Origin of the sequence: Salmonella enterica subsp. enterica serovar Typhimurium str. LT2, from assembly GCF_000006945.2 — a bacterium.
Classification (GTDB): Bacteria; Pseudomonadota; Gammaproteobacteria; order Enterobacterales; family Enterobacteriaceae; genus Salmonella; species Salmonella enterica.
The window spans coordinates 4522863-4541073 of the sequence record NC_003197.2 but is presented as its reverse complement, the minus strand read 5'-3'; the positions used below and the strand labels follow the sequence as shown (position 1 = coordinate 4541073).

The 18211-nt window shown below is 52.1% G+C and carries 14 protein-coding genes and 15 other annotated features; of the genes, 12 read left to right on the top strand and 2 right to left on the bottom strand.

What is annotated here, in order from left to right:
• The first annotated feature begins 79 nt into the window (after positions 1-79).
• Positions 80-85 (top strand) — a ribosome-binding site (putative RBS for adi; RegulonDB:STMS1H004192).
• The 6 genes from adi (at position 80) to basS (ending at position 8419) form a co-directional block, all read left to right on the top strand.
• The gene (adi, locus tag STM4296; protein NP_463161.1) for an arginine decarboxylase occupies positions 80-2361 on the top strand. Within the gene, positions 91-2361 belong to an annotated coding region; the region does not span the whole gene. It overlaps the preceding feature by 6 nt.
• Before the next feature lie 284 nt (positions 2362-2645).
• Positions 2646-2651, top strand: a ribosome-binding site (putative RBS for adiY; RegulonDB:STMS1H004191).
• The gene (adiY, locus tag STM4295) for a transcriptional activator of adiA (RefSeq protein NP_463160.1) occupies positions 2646-3420 on the top strand. Within the gene, positions 2659-3420 belong to an annotated coding region; the region does not span the whole gene. Its footprint overlaps the feature before it by 6 nt.
• A 125-nt stretch (positions 3421-3545) precedes the next feature.
• Positions 3546-3551 (top strand) — a ribosome-binding site (putative RBS for yjdE; RegulonDB:STMS1H004190).
• Positions 3546-4897 (top strand): putative APC family putrescine/ornithine transport protein gene (yjdE, locus tag STM4294; RefSeq protein ID NP_463159.1). Within the gene, positions 3560-4897 belong to an annotated coding region; the region does not span the whole gene. Its footprint overlaps the feature before it by 6 nt.
• 119 nt (positions 4898-5016) lie before the next feature.
• Positions 5017-5022, top strand: a ribosome-binding site (putative RBS for yjdB; RegulonDB:STMS1H004189).
• Positions 5017-6674 (top strand): putative integral membrane protein gene (yjdB, locus tag STM4293; RefSeq protein ID NP_463158.1). Within the gene, positions 5031-6674 belong to an annotated coding region; the region does not span the whole gene. It overlaps the preceding feature by 6 nt.
• Positions 6656-6661: a ribosome-binding site (putative RBS for basR; RegulonDB:STMS1H004188), on the top strand. (Overlaps the previous gene by 6 nt.)
• Positions 6656-7339, top strand: a protein-coding gene (basR, locus tag STM4292) for a response regulator in two-component regulatory system with BasS (RefSeq protein NP_463157.1). Within the gene, positions 6671-7339 belong to an annotated coding region; the region does not span the whole gene. The genes yjdB and basR overlap by 19 nt, the downstream gene beginning before the upstream one ends.
• Positions 7340-7348: 9 nt before the next feature.
• Positions 7349-8419, top strand: coding sequence for a sensory kinase in two-component regulatory system with BasR (gene basS, locus STM4291; RefSeq protein ID NP_463156.1), 1071 nt, complete (start codon positions 7349-7351; stop codon positions 8417-8419).
• 166 nt (positions 8420-8585) lie between these two features.
• On the opposite strand, the gene proP is transcribed toward basS, so the two are convergent.
• Positions 8586-10136, bottom strand: a protein-coding gene (gene proP / locus STM4290; RefSeq protein NP_463155.1) for an MFS family low-affinity proline transporter. Within the gene, positions 8586-10088 belong to an annotated coding region; the region does not span the whole gene.
• Positions 10093-10098, bottom strand: a ribosome-binding site (putative RBS for proP; RegulonDB:STMS1H004187). Its footprint overlaps the gene before it by 6 nt.
• Positions 10100-10108: a -10 signal (putative -10_signal for proP; RegulonDB:STMLTH004664), on the bottom strand.
• Positions 10128-10136, bottom strand: a -35 signal (putative -35_signal for proP; RegulonDB:STMLTH004664).
• A 155-nt stretch (positions 10137-10291) precedes the next feature.
• Positions 10292-10320: a protein binding site (putative binding site for CRP, RegulonDB: STMS1H000118), on the bottom strand.
• Between the two features lie 223 nt (positions 10321-10543).
• Positions 10544-10549 (top strand) — a ribosome-binding site (putative RBS for phnA; RegulonDB:STMS1H004186).
• On the opposite strand from proP, the gene phnA reads away from it, so the two are divergent.
• The 6 genes from phnA to yjcO all read left to right on the top strand — a co-directional run bounded on the left by phnA (position 10544) and on the right by yjcO (position 16574).
• The gene (gene phnA, locus STM4289) for a putative alkylphosphonate uptake protein in phosphonate metabolism (protein NP_463154.1) occupies positions 10544-10891 on the top strand. Within the gene, positions 10556-10891 belong to an annotated coding region; the region does not span the whole gene. Its footprint overlaps the feature before it by 6 nt.
• Before the next feature lie 107 nt (positions 10892-10998).
• Positions 10999-11004, top strand: a ribosome-binding site (putative RBS for phnB; RegulonDB:STMS1H004185).
• The gene (gene phnB / locus STM4288; RefSeq protein ID NP_463153.1) for a putative cytoplasmic protein occupies positions 10999-11454 on the top strand. Within the gene, positions 11011-11454 belong to an annotated coding region; the region does not span the whole gene. Its footprint overlaps the feature before it by 6 nt.
• A 107-nt stretch (positions 11455-11561) precedes the next feature.
• Positions 11562-11567: a ribosome-binding site (putative RBS for phnO; RegulonDB:STMS1H004184), on the top strand.
• Positions 11562-12040, top strand: a protein-coding gene (gene phnO / locus STM4287; RefSeq protein NP_463152.3) for a putative regulator in phn operon. Within the gene, positions 11576-12040 belong to an annotated coding region; the region does not span the whole gene. Its footprint overlaps the feature before it by 6 nt.
• Positions 12041-12291: 251 nt before the next feature.
• Positions 12292-12297 (top strand) — a ribosome-binding site (putative RBS for lpxO; RegulonDB:STMS1H004183).
• The gene (gene lpxO, locus STM4286; protein NP_463151.1) for a putative dioxygenase for synthesis of lipid occupies positions 12292-13206 on the top strand. Within the gene, positions 12298-13206 belong to an annotated coding region; the region does not span the whole gene. It overlaps the preceding feature by 6 nt.
• Positions 13207-13553: 347 nt before the next feature.
• Positions 13554-13559 (top strand) — a ribosome-binding site (putative RBS for fdhF; RegulonDB:STMS1H004182).
• The gene (gene fdhF, locus STM4285; RefSeq protein NP_463150.1) for a formate dehydrogenase occupies positions 13554-15708 on the top strand. Within the gene, positions 13561-15708 belong to an annotated coding region; the region does not span the whole gene. Its footprint overlaps the feature before it by 6 nt.
• Positions 15709-15884: 176 nt before the next feature.
• Positions 15885-16574 carry a putative TPR repeat protein gene (gene yjcO / locus STM4284; protein ID NP_463149.1) on the top strand — a complete coding sequence of 230 codons (690 nt, stop codon included), beginning with the start codon at positions 15885-15887 and terminating at the stop codon, positions 16572-16574.
• A gap of 157 nt (positions 16575-16731) precedes the next feature.
• Here the strand turns inward: yjcO and gltP are convergent.
• Positions 16732-18058 (bottom strand): DAACS family glutamate:aspartate symport protein gene (gene gltP / locus STM4283; protein NP_463148.1). Within the gene, positions 16732-18042 belong to an annotated coding region; the region does not span the whole gene.
• Positions 18053-18058, bottom strand: a ribosome-binding site (putative RBS for gltP; RegulonDB:STMS1H004181). It overlaps the preceding gene by 6 nt.
• Positions 18059-18211: the final 153 nt, after the last annotated feature.

Below are 18211 nucleotides of genomic sequence, written 5' to 3'. Positions count from 1 at the left end.
CCTATTTGACGGGGTAATACTTGCCCACGTCACATTCATACGGCGGGTCGGCAAGGCGTAAATTGCACGGCCTCCACAACCGGGTAAAAGATGATGAAAGTATTAATTGTTGAAAGTGAGTTTCTGCATCAGGACACCTGGGTTGGCAACGCGGTTGAGCGTCTGGCAGATGCCTTGAGCCAACAAAATGTTACCGTCATTAAATCGACATCCTTCGATGACGGCTATGCCATCTTGTCCGCGAACGAAGCCATTGACTGTCTGATGTTTAGCTACCAAATGGAACAACCGGATGAGCACCTGAGCGTCAGGCAATTGATCGGTAAGCTTCACGAGCGTCAGCAAAACGTGCCCGTTTTCCTGTTAGGCGACAGGGAAAAAGCGACGGCATCGCTGGACCGCGACCTGCTGGAGCTTGTCGATGAATTCGCCTGGATTCTGGAAGACACCGCTGACTTTATCGCCGGACGCGCCGTTGCCGCCATGACCCGGTATCGCCAGCAACTGTTACCGCCGCTGTTTAACGCGTTGATGAAATACAGCGACATTCATGAATATTCATGGGCGGCGCCGGGACACCAGGGCGGCGTCGGTTTCACTAAAACGCCTTCCGGTCGCTTTTATCACGATTATTATGGCGAAAACCTGTTCCGCAGCGATATGGGGATTGAGCGTACCACGCTCGGTTCACTCCTCGACCATACCGGCGCGTTTGGCGAAAGCGAGAAAAACGCCGCCCGCGTATTCGGTGCTGACCGCTCCTGGTCCGTAGTTGTCGGGACCTCAGGTTCTAACCGTACTATTATGCAGGCCTGTATGACGGATAATGATGTCGTTGTACTGGATCGTAACTGCCATAAATCCATCGAGCAGGGGCTGATCCTCACTGGGGCCAAACCGGTATATATGGTGCCAAGCCGTAACCGTTACGGCATTATTGGGCCAATCTACCCGCAGGAAATGCAGCCTGAAACCTTGCAGAAAAAAATCAGCGCCAGCCCGCTGACCAAAACTAAAGCCGGACAGAAACCGTCTTACAGCGTAGTGACCAACTGTACCTATGACGGCGTATGCTATAACGCCAAAGAGGCGCAGGATCTGCTGGCAAAAACCAGCGATCGCATTCACTTCGACGAAGCATGGTACGGCTATGCGCGCTTCAACCCGATTTATTGCGATCACTACGCGATGCGCGGCGAGCCAGGCGACCATAACGGTCCGACCGTGTTTGCCACCCACTCCACGCACAAACTACTGAATGCGCTTTCACAAGCTTCCTACATTCACGTCCGTGAAGGCCGTGGCGCGGTGAATTTCTCCCGCTTCAACCAGGCCTATATGATGCATGCCACCACCTCTCCGTTATATGCCATCTGCGCATCCAACGATGTGGCGGTATCGATGATGGACGGTAACAGCGGCCTGTCCCTGACTCAAGAGGTGATTGACGAAGCGGTTGATTTCCGTCAGGCGATGGCGCGTCTTTATAAAGAGTTTACCGATGAAGGCGACTGGTTCTTTAAACCGTGGAATAAGGACGTCGTCACCGATCCACAAACCGGTAAAACGTATGACTTCGCCGACGCGCCGGCAAAACTGCTAGCCACTGACCAGAACTGCTGGGTCATGCGCCCCGGGGAAACCTGGCACGGCTTTAAAGACCTGCCGGATAACTGGAGTATGCTGGACCCGATTAAAGTCAGTATCCTGGCGCCGGGTATGGGCGACGATGGCGAACTGGAAGCATCCGGCGTACCTGCTGCGCTGGTCACAGCATGGCTTGGCCGCCACGGTATCGTGCCGACCCGCACCACCGACTTTCAGATTATGTTCCTGTTCTCTATGGGGGTAACTCGCGGGAAATGGGGAACGCTGATCAACACGCTGTGCTCCTTCAAACATCATTACGACGCGAATACGCCGCTGGCGCAGGTGATGCCGGAACTGGTGCAGGATTATCCTGACACTTACGCGAACATGGGTATTCATGACCTGGGCGATAAAATGTTTGCCTGGCTACGTGAAAATAACCCGGGCGCCCGTCTCAACGCCGCCTATTCCACCCTGCCGGTTGCGGAGATTACCCCGCGCGACGCCTACAACGCGATTGTGAACAACAATATTGAAATGGTGGCGATTGAAAATCTACCGGGTCGCATTGCGGCGAACTCCGTTATTCCTTACCCGCCAGGCATCCCGATGCTGCTCTCCGGCGAAAACTTTGGCGATGAAAACAGTCCGCAGGTGGGTTACTTACGCTCACTGCAATCCTGGGATCATCACTTCCCTGGCTTTGAGCATGAAACCGAAGGCACGGAAATTATTGATGGCGTATATCACGTTATGTGCGTGAAAGCCTAATCACAAAGAGTCTTTTTTTTGAGGATGGCATGTATTCCCTGAGTATTGCTGCAAAACAATAATACTGTCATACCTTTTTGCGCGGGCCCCATCCCGCGCTTTTTTTATACAAAAATGACAAGTTTCCACTCGCGTACAACTTTTTGTACACCCTAATTCATCGTACAAATATTGTAATATTATTCAGGAAAGTTATTTTAGTGCAGTTTCAATTCATCACACAATTGACTCAGTCCCCGTTATCTCTCCCGTTTGGCGAGATCCGGTCTTTTATGTTCATATTCCAGGAGTTCGGGTATGAGGATTTGCAGCAACGAACCTTGCATAGTGTTATTAACCGAAAAAGATACATGGTTACGAGTAAATGGTAAGGAGCCAATCAGCTTAAAAGCGAATCATATGGCCATTCTGGCTTGTGAAAATAACGTTATTGACATTTCATCATTAAATAGCGTGCTAGTAATACAAGTGAGTCGCAATAATATTAAAGACTATTTACAATTCCTGAATAAAGATCTCTCACACCTTCCCGTCTGGCAACGCAACGCCGATCCCTTATTGACCGCCAACTGTCTGACGCCGGATATCTTCAGGGTCGCCGCCCGCTACAGCGCGATGGAAGCACCGGATGAAATTGTTAGTGAACGTACCCGTGCGCTCCTTTTCACCGTTTTATCCCGCTTTCTTGACCACAAAAAATTTATTTCTTTGTTAATGCACATGCTGCGCAGCCGCATCAGTGACAGCGTTTACCACATCATTCAGAGCGATATTCATAAAGACTGGAATCTGAGCGCCGTTGCCAGTTGCCTGTGCCTGAGTCCAAGCTTGTTAAAGAAAAAGCTCAAAAACGAGAATACCAGTTATAGCCAAATAATCACGACCTGCCGAATGCGTTATGCCGTAAACCAATTATTAATGGACGGAAAGAATATCTCTCAAGTCTCACAGCTGTGTGGGTATAACAGCACATCGTACTTTATTTCCGTGTTTAAAGAGTTTTATGGTATGACCCCCCTGCATTATGTTAGCCAACATCGGGAACGATCGGCTGCCTAATTTTTCTACACTCAACGATAAGACACGATAATAGCAGCATTGGCGATAACCCGTCTCCGACATAATTCAGCGGCATTCTGAGGGGGTATGATACGACGTAATTTATCGTAACGAAGTCACCTTTTCAGGAGTCCAAATTATGTCTTCGGATGCTGATGCTCACAAAGTGGGCCTAATCCCCGTCACCTTAATGGTATCGGGGAATATTATGGGTTCAGGGGTATTCTTACTCCCTGCTAACCTGGCGGCCACTGGCGGGATTGCAATCTACGGATGGCTGGTCACTATCATCGGCGCCCTGGCGCTGTCGATGGTTTATGCCAAAATGTCGTCCTTAGATCCCAGTCCCGGCGGTTCCTATGCCTACGCACGCCGCTGCTTCGGGCCGTTTTTGGGCTATCAAACGAACGTGCTGTACTGGCTGGCATGCTGGATCGGTAATATCGCGATGGTCGTTATCGGCGTCGGCTATCTGAGCTATTTCTTCCCAATTCTGAAAGATCCACTGGTATTAACGCTTACCTGCGTCGCGGTGCTGTGGATTTTTGTGCTGCTGAACATCGTCGGGCCGAAAATGATTACCCGCGTACAGGCCGTCGCCACCGTACTGGCGCTGGTGCCTATCGTAGGGATTGCGGTCTTCGGCTGGTTCTGGTTTAAAGGCGAAACCTATATGGCGGCCTGGAACGTGAGCGGCATGAATACCTTCGGCGCGATTCAAAGCACGTTGAACGTTACGCTGTGGTCATTCATCGGGGTAGAAAGTGCCTCCGTTGCGGCCGGTGTGGTCAAAAACCCGAAACGCAATGTGCCTATCGCCACCATCGGCGGGGTACTGATCGCCGCCGTCTGCTATGTGCTCTCCACAACGGCGATTATGGGGATGATCCCCAACGCGGCGCTGCGCGTGTCGGCATCGCCTTTCGGTGACGCGGCGCGTATGGCGCTGGGCGATACCGCAGGGGCTATTGTTTCCTTCTGTGCGGCAGCAGGTTGCCTGGGCTCTCTCGGCGGCTGGACGCTGCTTGCCGGTCAAACCGCAAAAGCGGCGGCGGACGATGGTCTCTTCCCGCCAATCTTCGCACGGGTTAATAAAGCCGGTACGCCAGTGGCTGGGTTGCTTATCGTCGGCGTGCTGATGACTATCTTCCAGTTCAGCAGTATGTCGCCGAACGCCGCGAAAGAGTTTGGTCTGGTCTCCTCCGTGTCGGTTATCTTCACCCTGGTGCCTTATCTTTACACCTGTGCCGCGCTGTTACTGTTGGGCCACGGTCACTTTGGTAAAGCGCGCCCGCTGTATCTGCTGATTACCTTCGTCGCGTTTGTGTATTGCATCTGGGCGGTCATCGGTTCCGGCGCCAAAGAAGTGATGTGGTCGTTCGTCACGTTGATGGTGATCACCGCGCTGTATGCGTTGAACTACAACCGCATTCACAAAAACCCGTATCCGCTGGATGCGCCGGTTAAACAGGATTGACCACGTGTAGTTAATGTTATCGCAACAGGCCGGATAGCGCAGGTTATCCGGCCGCCACCAACATTAAGTTCTTAAGGTTCACTTAATTTTACTTTGTCACGATTAGCGTCACCGAATCGATGGACGCATCAACATGTTAAAGCGCTTTCTTAAAAGACCTGTTCTTGGGCAAATCGCCTGGCTTCTGCTTTTTTCCTTTTATATTGCCGTCTGCCTGAACATTGCGTTCTACAAGCAGGTACTACAAGACCTACCGTTAAACTCGCTGCGCAATGTGCTGGTGTTTATTTCCATGCCGGTCGTCGCGTTTAGCGTGGTCAATAGTGTGCTGACGCTGGCCTCATTTATTTGGCTAAACCGACTGCTGGCCTGCGTTTTTATTCTGGTCGGCGCTGCCGCGCAGTATTTTATTTTGACTTACGGCATCATCATCGATCGCTCCATGATCGCCAATATGATGGATACCACGCCCGCGGAAACCTTTGCGCTGATGACGCCGCAAATGGTGCTGACGCTGGGATTAAGCGGCGTTCTGGCAGCCGTGATTGCCTTCTGGGTCAAAATCCGTCCGGCGACGCCGCGCTTACGTAGCGGGCTTTACCGCCTGGCCAGCGTCCTGATCTCTATTTTATTAGTTATTCTGGTCGCCGCCTTTTTCTATAAAGATTACGCCTCGTTATTTCGAAATAATAAACAGTTGATCAAAGCATTAAGCCCATCGAACAGTATTGTCGCCAGTTGGTCATGGTATTCACATCAACGGCTGGCGAATTTGCCGCTGGTACGCATTGGCGAGGATGCCCATCGCAATCCATTAATGCTGAAAGGCGATCGCAAAAACCTGACGATTCTCATCGTTGGCGAAACCTCGCGCGGCGATGATTTCTCTCTTGGCGGCTATCCGCGCGACACCAATCCGCGGCTGGCGAAAGACGATGTGATCTACTTCCCGCATACCACCTCTTGCGGTACGGCGACCGCGATCTCCGTTCCCTGCATGTTTTCTGATATGCCGCGCAAACATTATGACGAAGAGCTGGCGCATCACCAGGAAGGGCTGCTGGATATTATCCAGCGCGCGGGGATTAACGTACTGTGGAATGATAATGACGGCGGCTGTAAAGGCGCATGCGATCGCGTTCCGCATCAAAATGTCACCGAGCTAAACCTGCCCGGACAATGTATCGACGGCGAGTGCTACGATGAAGTGTTATTTCACGGTCTGGAAGACTATATCGACCATTTGAAAGGCGATGGCGTTATTGTATTACATACCATCGGCAGCCACGGCCCAACCTATTACAACCGTTATCCACCGCAGTTTAAAAAATTTACCCCAACCTGTGACACTAACGAAATTCAGAACTGTTCCCAAGAGCAGTTGATCAACACCTATGATAATACCGTGCTGTACGTGGACTATATTGTAGATAAAGCCATTAACCTGCTGAAATCTCATCAGGATAAATTCACCACCAGCCTGGTCTATCTTTCCGATCACGGCGAATCATTGGGTGAAAATGGCGTTTATTTACACGGTTTGCCGTATTCCATTGCGCCGGATACGCAAAAACATGTCCCGATGCTCATTTGGCTTTCTAAAGATTATCAACAGCGTTATCAGGTGGATCAGGCCTGCCTGCAAAAACGGGCGAGCACGCTGGATTATTCACAGGACAATCTTTTCTCAACCATGCTGGGATTAACCGGCGTACAAACGACGTATTACCAGGCCGCAGATGATATTCTGCAACCGTGCAGGAGACTAAGCGAATGAAGATACTGATTGTTGAAGACGACACGCTATTATTACAGGGGTTAATACTCGCCGCGCAAACCGAAGGCTATGCGTGTGATGGCGTTTCGACAGCGCGTGCCGCCGAGCATAGTCTGGAGTCTGGTCATTACAGTCTGATGGTGCTGGATTTAGGGCTGCCCGATGAGGATGGCCTGCATTTCCTGACGCGAATCCGACAGAAAAAATATACCCTGCCGGTACTCATTCTGACCGCCCGCGATACGCTCAATGACCGCATTACCGGGCTGGATGTCGGCGCAGATGATTATCTGGTTAAACCCTTCGCCCTGGAGGAGCTGCACGCCCGCATCCGCGCGCTGCTGCGCCGCCATAATAACCAGGGTGAAAGTGAACTGACGGTTGGCAATCTGACGCTCAATATAGGCCGCCATCAGGCATGGAGGGATGGACAGGAACTGACCCTGACGCCTAAGGAGTACGCGTTGCTCTCACGGTTGATGCTCAAGGCAGGCAGTCCGGTGCACCGGGAAATTCTTTATAACGATATCTACAACTGGGATAACGAACCCTCGACCAACACTCTGGAAGTGCATATACATAATTTGCGCGACAAAGTCGGCAAGTCGCGCATTCGCACGGTTCGCGGGTTTGGCTACATGCTGGTTGCCACTGAGGAAAGCTAAGTGAGCCTGATGCGTTTTCAGCGAAGAGCGATGACCCTTCGCCAGCGTTTAATGCTGACAATTGGTCTTATTCTGCTGGTGTTCCAGTTAATCAGTACCTTCTGGTTATGGCATGAAAGCACTGAGCAAATCCAATTGTTCGAGCAGGCGCTGCGGGATAATCGCAACAACGATCGCCATATCATGCACGAAATTCGCGAGGCGGTCGCCAGCCTGATCGTCCCCGGCGTATTTATGGTTAGCCTGACGCTGCTAATTTGTTACCAGGCGGTACGGCGTATTACCCGTCCGCTCGCCGAACTGCAAAAAGAGCTGGAAGCGCGGACGGCGGATAATCTGGCGCCGATCGCCATTCACAGCTCCACGCTTGAGATTGAGTCCGTCGTCTCGGCGATCAATCAACTGGTTACGCGTTTGACCACCACGCTCGACAATGAACGCCTTTTTACCGCCGATGTGGCCCATGAGCTACGCACGCCGCTGTCGGGGGTGCGTTTGCACCTGGAATTATTGTCAAAAACCCACAATGTTGATGTCGCGCCGCTTATCGCCCGTCTTGACCAGATGATGGATAGCGTCTCCCAGCTTCTGCAACTGGCGCGCGTGGGCCAGTCATTCTCTTCCGGGAATTATCAGGAAGTAAAACTGCTGGAAGATGTGATCCTCCCCTCCTACGATGAGCTGAACACCATGCTGGAAACGCGCCAGCAAACTCTGTTGCTGCCGGAAAGCGCGGCGGACGTGGTGGTGCGCGGTGATGCGACGTTACTGCGTATGCTGTTGCGAAATCTGGTGGAAAACGCGCATCGCTATAGCCCTGAAGGAACCCATATCACTATCCACATTAGCGCCGACCCCGACGCTATTATGGCGGTCGAAGACGAGGGGCCGGGTATTGATGAAAGCAAATGCGGGAAGCTAAGCGAAGCGTTCGTGCGGATGGACAGCCGTTATGGCGGAATTGGCCTGGGGCTGAGTATCGTCAGCCGCATCACCCAACTACATCAGGGACAGTTTTTCCTGCAAAACCGTACGGAAAGAACAGGCACCCGTGCCTGGGTGCTGTTGAAAAAGGCATAACAGGCGTTTAATACGTCGTGACCCACACATAGATAAAACTGCTGACAATCAGCACACTACACAGGGTCGTCAAACTTTTATAAATATAGCTTTTCATGACGCTCTCCTCCAAAGGTATGGAGGAGAGTATGCCCGCGAGAGATTAAGCGAACCTTAAGCGCGAAATTTATTCATCGATACGCGGATGTTGCTGTACCAGACGCGAACGTTTGACCTGCAGCTCCGCAATTTCCTGATCGATGTCGTCGATTTTCTGCTCAATATTATCGTAATGCTCGCCCAGAATTTCCTTCGCTTCCTGGATGTCCGACGCCGCTGGCGTTGCGCCTTTTAACGGACGATTGGCCGTCTCTTTCATGGAAATACCGGTAATCAAGCCTATCACCGCGATGACCATCAAATAATACGCCGGCATCATCAGATCCTGCGAGCTTTCCACCAGCCAGGCCGCCAGCGTTGGCGTCAGACCGGCAATCAATACAGAGATATTAAAAGCCGCCGCCAGCGCGCTATAACGAATATGCGTCGGAAACATCGCCGGCAATGTCGAGGCCATCACCCCGGTAAAGCAGTTCAGAATCACCGCCAGCATCAACAAACCTGCAAAAATCAGGCCAATAACGTTACTGTTAATCAGGATGAAGGCCGGGATCGCCAGCGCGAACAGCGCAATGCTGCCCATAATCACAAATGGACGTCGACCGAAACGGTCGCTCAGCAGCCCCATCACCGGCTGCACAAACAGCATCCCGATCATAATGGCGATGATAATCAACACGCCGTGATCTTCAGAATAGTGCAGGTTATGCGACAGGTAGCTCGGCATGTAGGTGAGCAGCATGTAGTAGGTCACGTTGGTGGCAATCACCAGACCGATACATGACAACAGGCTACGCCAGTGTTTGGTGGCAATCTCTTTAAAGGAGACTTTCGGCCCATCCTGCAACCCTTCGCGGTCGCCCTGCTCCAGTTTATCCACGTGCTGCTGAAACGCTGGCGTCTCCTCCAGCGCATGGCGTAAGTAGAGACCAATAATCCCCAATGGCAGGGCGATAAAGAACGGAATACGCCAGCCCCACTCAAGGAAATTCTCCTCGCCGACAATCGTCGAGATCAAGACCACCACGCCCGCGCCCAGCACGAATCCGGCGATAGAACCAAAATCCAGCCAGCTTCCCATAAATCCGCGTTTACGATCCGGCGAATATTCCGCGACAAAGATCGACGCGCCGGTATATTCCCCGCCAACCGAGAAGCCCTGCGCCATTTTACACAGCAACAACAGTATTGGCGCCCAGATACCGATCGTCGCGTAAGAGGGGATTAACCCGATACAGAAGGTACTGATCGACATAATCACAATCGTGATCGCCAGGATCTTCTGGCGCCCGTATTTATCGCCGAGCATACCAAAGAATAACCCGCCGAGCGGACGAATCAGGAAGGGAACGGAAAACGTGGCCAGCGCGGCAATCATCTGGACGCTGGGATCGGCGCCGGGGAAAAAGACTTTACCCAACGCGTAGGCAACAAATCCATAAACACCAAAATCAAACCACTCCATCGCGTTGCCCAGCGAGGCGGCGGTAATCGCTTTGCGAAGTTTACCATCATCAATGATGGTCACATCGCCCAGTGTAATCGGTTTTATTTTTTTCCTTTTCAGCATAGCTGTCCTCATAGGCTAAGCCCTGTAGCGCTATATACGGCGGGCACTGGCATACCGCGCCAGCGTCGCCGTCGAGCGGAGGGAGGGGCGCGAACGCTATCCCTCATACAAGCGTAGCAGGTTTACTTACACTGTCCGGTTACGGACTGTACAACCGAACCTGTTGACGCCTGAATGGGCAGTTAATGACCTTTTTACCCTAACAGGGTTTAAATATGTGATCAACTTCACACATATATGTCAATTCGGTCAAAAGGTGTAAATAAGGACGCCCTAATGCGCTGTGGTGACAGTAAAAAAGCGGTTATTCGAGTGTAAACCATTGCTGACTGGCGTGGCGCAGACCCTTTTATAAAAGCGGCAATAGTCCCGACAACGCTAAGGATTTTGTGTATAATTGCGGCCTTTTTCGGCGATCTGCCATTTTTGGGCGCGTTTGCCCCCGCTGACTTTTTGAGGATACCAACATGTCATTACCCCACTGCCCGCAATGTAACTCCGAATATACCTACGAAGATAACGGCATGTTCATCTGCCCGGAATGCGCTCACGAATGGAACGATGCGGAACCCGCTCAGGAGAGCGATGAGCTGATTGTCAAAGACGCCAACGGCAACCTGCTGGCGGACGGCGATAGCGTCACCATCGTGAAAGATCTGAAAGTAAAAGGTAGCTCTTCCATGCTGAAAATCGGCACCAAAGTGAAGAACATTCGTCTGGTTGAAGGCGACCATAACATCGACTGCAAAATCGATGGTTTTGGCCCGATGAAACTGAAATCCGAGTTCGTGAAAAAGAACTGATTTACCGTGTCATTGCCCGGTAGCGCCTTGCTTACCGGGCCTGAGCGGCCCTGCCACCGACAATATTGTGCCAATTTCGAACTACACTTAACGAGCATCTCTTACCTGAGGTAACCATCATGCCGTTAAGTCCCTATCTCTCTTTTGCCGGCAACTGTGCCGACGCCATCGCGTATTATCAACAAACGTTAGGCGCAGAACTGCTTTATAAACTCAGCTTCGGTGAAATGCCCCCCTCGGCGGCGGATAACGAAGAGGGTTGCCCGTCAGGAATGCGCTTTCCCGATACAGCTATCGCCCACGCCAACATGCGCATTGCCGGCAGCGATATCATGATGAGTGATGCCAGCGCGTCGGGAAGGGCGCATTATTCCGGCTTTACGCTGGTGCTTGATACCCAGGATGTAGCAGAAGGGAAGCGCTGGTTTGATAACCTTGCCGCACAAGGGCAAATCGAAATGGACTGGCAGGAGACCTTCTGGGCGCAGGGTTTCGGCAAGGTCAGCGATCGTTTCGGTGTGCCGTGGATGATTAACGTGGTTAAACATCAGCCTGCCACCTAACTCCCCGGGAGGCTCGCCCTCCCCCTTGCCATCAGAGTGATCTTTGGCTGCACGTTATCCGCCGTTTAACTGTCATAGAATAAATAATGACGGTAGTTTGCTACAGTCTGGCGAAAGATGGTTGATCCTGATGAGGCGTCGGGAGGACGTTATGCCAGTCTGTGAATTACGCCACGCGACAACAGAGGATACCGATTCTGTTTACGCGCTTATCTGTGAGTTACTTAAAAATGAGCTTGATTATCAGGCTTTCAGGGATGGATTCGCCGCTAATTTACTGGACCCCAACGTTCATTATCGTTTAGCGCTGCGCAACGGAGAGGTGGTCGGCATGATCAGCCTGCATATGCAGTTTCATCTCCATCATGCCAACTGGATTGGCGAAATTCAGGAGCTGGTGGTATTACCGCCGATGCGGGGACAAAAAATTGGCAGTCAGCTTCTGGCCTGGGCAGAAGAAGAAGCACGTCAGGCGGGCGCCGAGCTAACGGAGCTTTCCACAAATATTAAACGCCGCGATGCACACCGTTTTTATCTTCGCGAAGGTTACAAGCAAAGTCATTTTCGGTTTACGAAAGCATTGTGATCTGGCAGCCGTCATCGGGAGATAAGGCATAACGTAATCAGCCATCACCGGGTGAAGTAGCGGAGTCATCTCAATTCTACTGTCGACAAGCCTGGATAAAGGTTAAACGGGCTGACTCGCTTCTTTAGCAAAAATGGCCCTTTTAAGTTGTAGAAATGTAAATTTATTGTCAACGAACTACACTTTTCTCTTTGGCATCACCGGGAGGGTTGCCTGAAAATCCCGGGATGAGGTTTTCTTAGAAGGACAGTGACGTTATGTTCGCAGCAATCATTATCGGTATTTTTATTATCAGCGTCATTTATGCGCATTCACGCGGGGTGGAAAAACAAAAACTTTCCCGTCAGCTCTTTGACCACTCGACGTTTATGGCGCCGATCAATATGTTCATGACTCGCTTCTCAACGTTACCGGCAAAGCAGCCGTACTTTGATACCACGGCATTTCCAGAGCTGCAGAAGCTGACGGAAAACTGGCAGGTGATTCGTGAAGAGGCACTACAGCTTCAGCATCACATAAAAGCCGCGCAGGCCAATAACGACGCCGGATTCAATACCTTTTTCAAGCGCGGCTGGAAACGGTTTTACCTTAAATGGTATTCCGATGCCCACCCGTCGGCGGAAACGTTATGCCCGATAACGACAAAGCTGGTCAACAGCATCCCCTCTATTAAAGCGGCGATGTTCGCCGAGTTGCCTCCCGGGGCCTATCTGGGAAAACATCGCGACCCCTATGCCGGTTCAGTACGTTACCATCTTGGATTAAGCACACCGAATGACGACCGCTGTTTTATTGAAGTTGATCGACAGCGCCATAGCTGGCGCGACGGCAAAGCCGTCATCTTCGACGAAACCTACGTTCATTGGGCGGAAAATAAAACTGAGCAGACGCGTATTATCCTCTTTTGCGATATTGAGCGCCCAATGAAATGGCGCTGGGCGCAGAGCGTAAACCACTGGGTCGGCGCATCGTTGATGTCCGCCGCCAGTTCGCCAAACGACGAGAACGATCGCACCGGTGCGATTAATCGCATCTTTAAATACGTTCACGCAGCACGCGATGCCGGGCAACGTCTGAAAAAGAAAAACCGCACTCTCTATTACGCGCTGAAATATCTCGTTATTGCTGCTATTTTTGCCGCGATAATCCTTTTCAGCCTCCTCTGAAGCCGGGCCGCGGTATGGAACTGCCTGCCGCGGCCTGTTCTATCCTGGCGTTAGTCTCAAAGCGTTCCCTGGCCTTGAGTCTATCCATCCGGATAATTTCCACTTCAGGCAGAGCAGATTGCCGGATAGCGGCTCCGCCTTATCTGGCCTGCGCTCCGCGTTTCTCCCCATAATAAATGTCATGCGGCATTTTCTTTCGACACGTCAAAACTGACGATAGCCTGTTTTTCGTCAGGGTTTTGAGCAAAATTCGCCCGTAATATCAGGGAAAGCCCATACTAAAAAAGTGGCATAAAACATGCATACTGAGGGCGACAGCGCGTATGCGCGATTTGATTAACTGGAGCGAAACCGATGAAAAAAGTCGTCACGGTTTGCCCGTATTGCGCATCAGGTTGCAAAATCAATCTGGTGGTCGATAACGGCAAAATCGTCCGGGCTGAGGCGGCGCAGGGGAAAACCAACCAGGGTACCCTGTGTCTGAAGGGCTACTACGGCTGGGATTTTATTAATGATACCCAGATCCTGACCCCGCGCCTGAAAACCCCAATGATCCGTCGCCAGCGTGGCGGCAAACTGGAATCTGTTTCCTGGGATGAAGCGCTCAATTACGTCGCTGAACGTTTGAGCGCCATCAAAGCGAAGTACGGTCCGGATGCAATCCAGACAACCGGCTCCTCTCGCGGTACCGGAAATGAAACCAACTATGTAATGCAAAAATTCGCACGCGCCGTTATTGGTACCAATAACGTTGACTGCTGCGCTCGCGTCTGACACGGCCCATCGGTTGCAGGTCTGCACCAATCGGTCGGTAACGGCGCAATGAGTAATGCTATCAATGAAATTGATAACACTGATTTAGTGTTCGTCTTCGGGTATAACCCGGCGGATTCCCACCCTATCGTGGCGAATCATGTGATTAACGCTAAACGCAACGGGGCGAAAATTATCGTCTGCGATCCGCGCAAAATTGAAACCGCGCGCATTGCTGACATGCATATCGCGTTGAAAAACGGCTCGAATATCGCGCTGCTCAACGCCATGGGGCATGTCATTATTGAAGAAAACCTGTACGACAAAGCGTTTGTCGCCAGCCGTACCGAAGGTTTTGAAGAATACAGTAAGATTGTCGAAAGCTATACGCCGGAGTCCGTCGAAGAGATCACTGGCGTGAGCGCACAGGAAATTCGTCAGGCGGCGCGGATGTATGCCAGCGCGAAAAGCGCAGCGATCTTGTGGGGTATGGGCGTCACCCAGTTCTATCAGGGTGTGGAAACCGTGCGTTCACTGACCAGCCTCGCGATGCTGACCGGCAACCTCGGCAAGCCAAGCGCGGGCGTTAACCCGGTTCGCGGCCAGAACAACGTTCAGGGCGCGTGCGATATGGGCGCGCTGCCGGATACTTATCCGGGCTACCAGTACGTTAAGTTCCCGGAAAACCGCGAGAAGTTCGCTAAAGCCTGGGGCGTAGAAAGTCTGCCTGCGCATACCGGCTATCGCATCAGCGAGCTGCCGCACCGTGCGGCGCATGGCGAAGTGCGCGCGGCGTACATTATGGGTGAAGATCCGCTGCAAACCGATGCGGAACTCTCTGCAGTACGTAAAGCGTTTGAGGATCTAGAACTGGTCATCGTGCAGGATATCTTCATGACCAAAACCGCGTCGGCGGCGGATGTGATTTTACCCTCTACCTCATGGGGCGAGCATGAAGGCGTCTTCTCTGCGGCTGACCGTGGCTTCCAGCGCTTCTTTAAAGCCGTTGAGCCGAAGTGGGACCTGAAAACCGACTGGCAGATTATCAGTGAAATCGCCACCCGGATGGGCTATCCGATGCACTACAACAACACCCAGGAGATCTGGGATGAGTTGCGTCATCTGTGCCCGGATTTCTACGGCGCCACTTACGAGAAAATGGGCGAGCTGGGGTATATCCAGTGGCCGTGCCGCGACACGTCAGATGCCGATCAGGGAACCTCGTACCTCTTTAAAGAGAAGTTCGATACCCCCAACGGTCTGGCGCAGTTCTTCACCTGCGACTGGGTAGCGCCTATCGATAAACTCACCGAAGAGTACCCGATGGTACTGTCGACGGTGCGCGAAGTCGGCCACTACTCCTGCCGCTCAATGACCGGTAACTGTGCGGCGCTGGCCGCGCTGGCCGATGAACCGGGCTATGCGCAAATCAATACCGCCGACGCCGCGCGTCTGGGCATTGAAGATGAAGCGCTGGTGTGGGTTCATTCGCGCAAAGGTAAAATCATCACCCGCGCGCAGGTCAGCGATCGCCCGAACAAAGGGGCGATTTACATGACCTACCAGTGGTGGATTGGCGCCTGTAACGAGCTGGTGACTGAAAACCTCAGCCCGATTACCAAAACGCCGGAGTACAAATACTGCGCCGTACGCGTTGAGCCGATCGCCGATCAGCGAGCCGCCGAGCAGTATGTGATTGATGAGTACAACAAGCTGAAAACCCGCCTGCGCGAAAGCGCAATGGGTTGATCTGCCGGATGGCGGCATCAGAATGCTTTATTCGGCCTGCGTCTACTGTAGGCCTGATTAGATGCATTAGCATCGCCATCAGGCATTTTCCCTATAACAGCCTCCGCCCGGAGGCTGTTTTTTTATCCATACGATCTCTTTATACTGTCTTTTCCGTACCCTAAATAAAACTCAAAATGAAACTACTTCTTGCATTGATGTTGTTTATGACATTCTTTGCCCATGCCGCAGATCCTGAGCCGGGTAGCCAGTATTTGCAGGCAGCAGAGGCAGGTGACAGACGCGCACAATATTTTCTGGCCGACAGTTGGTTGAGCTATGGCGATTTGAACAAAGCTGAATACTGGGCGCAAAAAGCCGCCGACAGTGGCGACGCCGACGCCTGCGCGCTACTGGCGCAAATCAAAATCACTAATCCGGTAAGCCTGGATTATCCCGACGCGAAAAAGCTGGCTGAAAAGGCGGCTAACGCGGGCAGTAAAGCGGGAGAAATTACGCTGGCGCGGATCCTGGTCAACACCCAGGCCGGGCGCCCGGACTACCCAAAAGCCATCTCGCTGCTGCAAAAGGCCTCTGAAGATCTGGATAACGACTCCGCGGTGGATGCGCAAATGTTGCTTGGCCTGATTTACGCCAACGGCGTGGGCATTGCCGCCGATGATGAAAAAGCCGCCTGGTATTTCAAACGCAGTTCCGCCATTTCCCGTACCGGCTATTCAGAATACTGGGCGGGAATGATGTTTTTAAACGGTGAACCGGGCTTTATTGAAAAGAATAAGCAGAAGGCGTTGCACTGGTTGAATCTAAGCTGTCTGGAAGGGTTTGATACCGGTTGCGAAGAGTTCGAAACGCTAACGAATGGCTGATGTTTATTGCCTGATGAACGTAGTCGTTGTAGGCCTGATAAGCGTAGCGCCATCAGGCAACCCGGAGTAGGTTGCCGGGTGGCAGCGTGAACGCCTTATCCGGCCTACATTCTCTTTCGCTGTAGGCCGGATAAGCAAAGCGCCATCCGGCAATCCGTTATTGGGCGGTCTTATCAAATTTGCCCAGCACGTCGCGCTCGTAGGCCAGCGCTTTTTTGCGGTCAAACTTGTGTTCCCACTTGGCGATCACCAGCACCGCCAGCGCATTCCCCACCACATTTAGCGCAGTACGCGCCATGTCGAGGATACGGTCGACACCAGCGATAAACGCCAGCCCTTCCAGCGGAATGCCCACGCTTCCCAGCGTCGCCAGTAACACCACGAAGGAAACGCCAGGCACGCCGGCAATCCCTTTCGACGTCACCATCAGCGTCAGCACCAGTACAATTTCCTGCCACAACGACAGGTCGATACCGTATAGCTGCGCGATAAAAATGGCGGCGATGCTCTGGTATAACGTGGAGCCGTCGAGGTTAAATGAGTAACCGGTCGGTACCACGAAACTGGTGATAGAGGCTGGCGCGCCGTAAGCTTCCATCTTCTCGATAATGCGCGGCAGTACGCTCTCGGAGCTGGCGGTCGAGTACGCCAGAATCAATTCATCTTTCAGAATGCGAATCAGAATCCAGATACTTAACCCGCACAGGCGCGCCACGATGCCCAGCACTACAAGCGCAAAGAAGATAATAGCAAAGTGTACCAGCAGCACCAGTTTCGCCAGCGGCCACAGCGACGCGAAACCAAAATTCGCCACCGTGACGGCGATCAGCGCAAAAACGCCCACTGGCGCATAGCGCATTACCATATGGGTGACTTTAAACATGGTTTCAGAGATGGAACGAAATACCGTCACCAGCGGTTCGCGGTGCGTTGCCGGCAGGGACGACAACCCCAGCCCAAACAGGACCGAGAAAAAGATAATTGGCAGCATATCCCCTTTGGCCATCGATGCGATGATATTGGTCGGCACCAGCGACAGTATCGTCCCCATCAGCCCATGCGCATGACTTTGTACTTCCGCCGTGGTGTTCTGGTATTTCGAAATATCGACGGTCGCCAGTTGCGACATATCAATGCCTGAGCCTGGCTGAAAGACATTCGCCAGCGTAATGCCGAGGATAATCGCCACCGTAGTGATCAGTTCAAAATAGAGAATGGTTTTGGCGCCGATACGGCCTAGCTGTTTTGCATCGCCAACGCCGGCGATGCCGACAATCAGAGTCGAGATCACGATCGGCACGACGATCATTTTAATCAGATGGATAAAGATATCGCCAGCAGGCGACAGCAGGTTGGCAATCAGCCATTCACGACTGTCACTGTGATAATGCAGATAGCTGCCCAACAGAATGCCCAGCACCATAGCCAGCAAAATTTGCCAGGCCAGGCTGACTTTCAAATTTTTCATAACAACAGACTTCCTCGATGAAGCGTTGCTCTCCGCCGAAAGCATGAGAGCAATACATACTGAAAGGGTATGATTTGTGTTGCGTTGGTTTGTAGAGTTTTTTAACGCGCATAATCAGTATCATTTGCATAGCGTCTTGCGCAACCCTTTCATAACAGGGCTTTTGGCT

Coding starts and splice junctions, on each gene's coding strand:
- basR (NP_463157.1), top strand. CDS start 6,671: ATGAAGATACTGATTGTTGAAGACGACACGCTATTATTACAGGGGTTA.
- basS (NP_463156.1), top strand. CDS start 7,349: ATGCGTTTTCAGCGAAGAGCGATGACCCTTCGCCAGCGTTTAATGCTG.
- phnB (NP_463153.1), top strand. CDS start 11,011: ATGCCGTTAAGTCCCTATCTCTCTTTTGCCGGCAACTGTGCCGACGCC.
- phnA (NP_463154.1), top strand. CDS start 10,556: ATGTCATTACCCCACTGCCCGCAATGTAACTCCGAATATACCTACGAA.
- lpxO (NP_463151.1), top strand. CDS start 12,298: ATGTTCGCAGCAATCATTATCGGTATTTTTATTATCAGCGTCATTTAT.
- yjdB (NP_463158.1), top strand. CDS start 5,031: ATGTTAAAGCGCTTTCTTAAAAGACCTGTTCTTGGGCAAATCGCCTGG.
- gltP (NP_463148.1), bottom strand. CDS start 18,042: ATGAAAAATTTGAAAGTCAGCCTGGCCTGGCAAATTTTGCTGGCTATG.
- yjdE (NP_463159.1), top strand. CDS start 3,560: ATGTCTTCGGATGCTGATGCTCACAAAGTGGGCCTAATCCCCGTCACC.
- yjcO (NP_463149.1), top strand. CDS start 15,885: ATGAAACTACTTCTTGCATTGATGTTGTTTATGACATTCTTTGCCCAT.
- proP (NP_463155.1), bottom strand. CDS start 10,088: ATGCTGAAAAGGAAAAAAATAAAACCGATTACACTGGGCGATGTGACC.
- adiY (NP_463160.1), top strand. CDS start 2,659: ATGAGGATTTGCAGCAACGAACCTTGCATAGTGTTATTAACCGAAAAA.
- adi (NP_463161.1), top strand. CDS start 91: ATGATGAAAGTATTAATTGTTGAAAGTGAGTTTCTGCATCAGGACACC.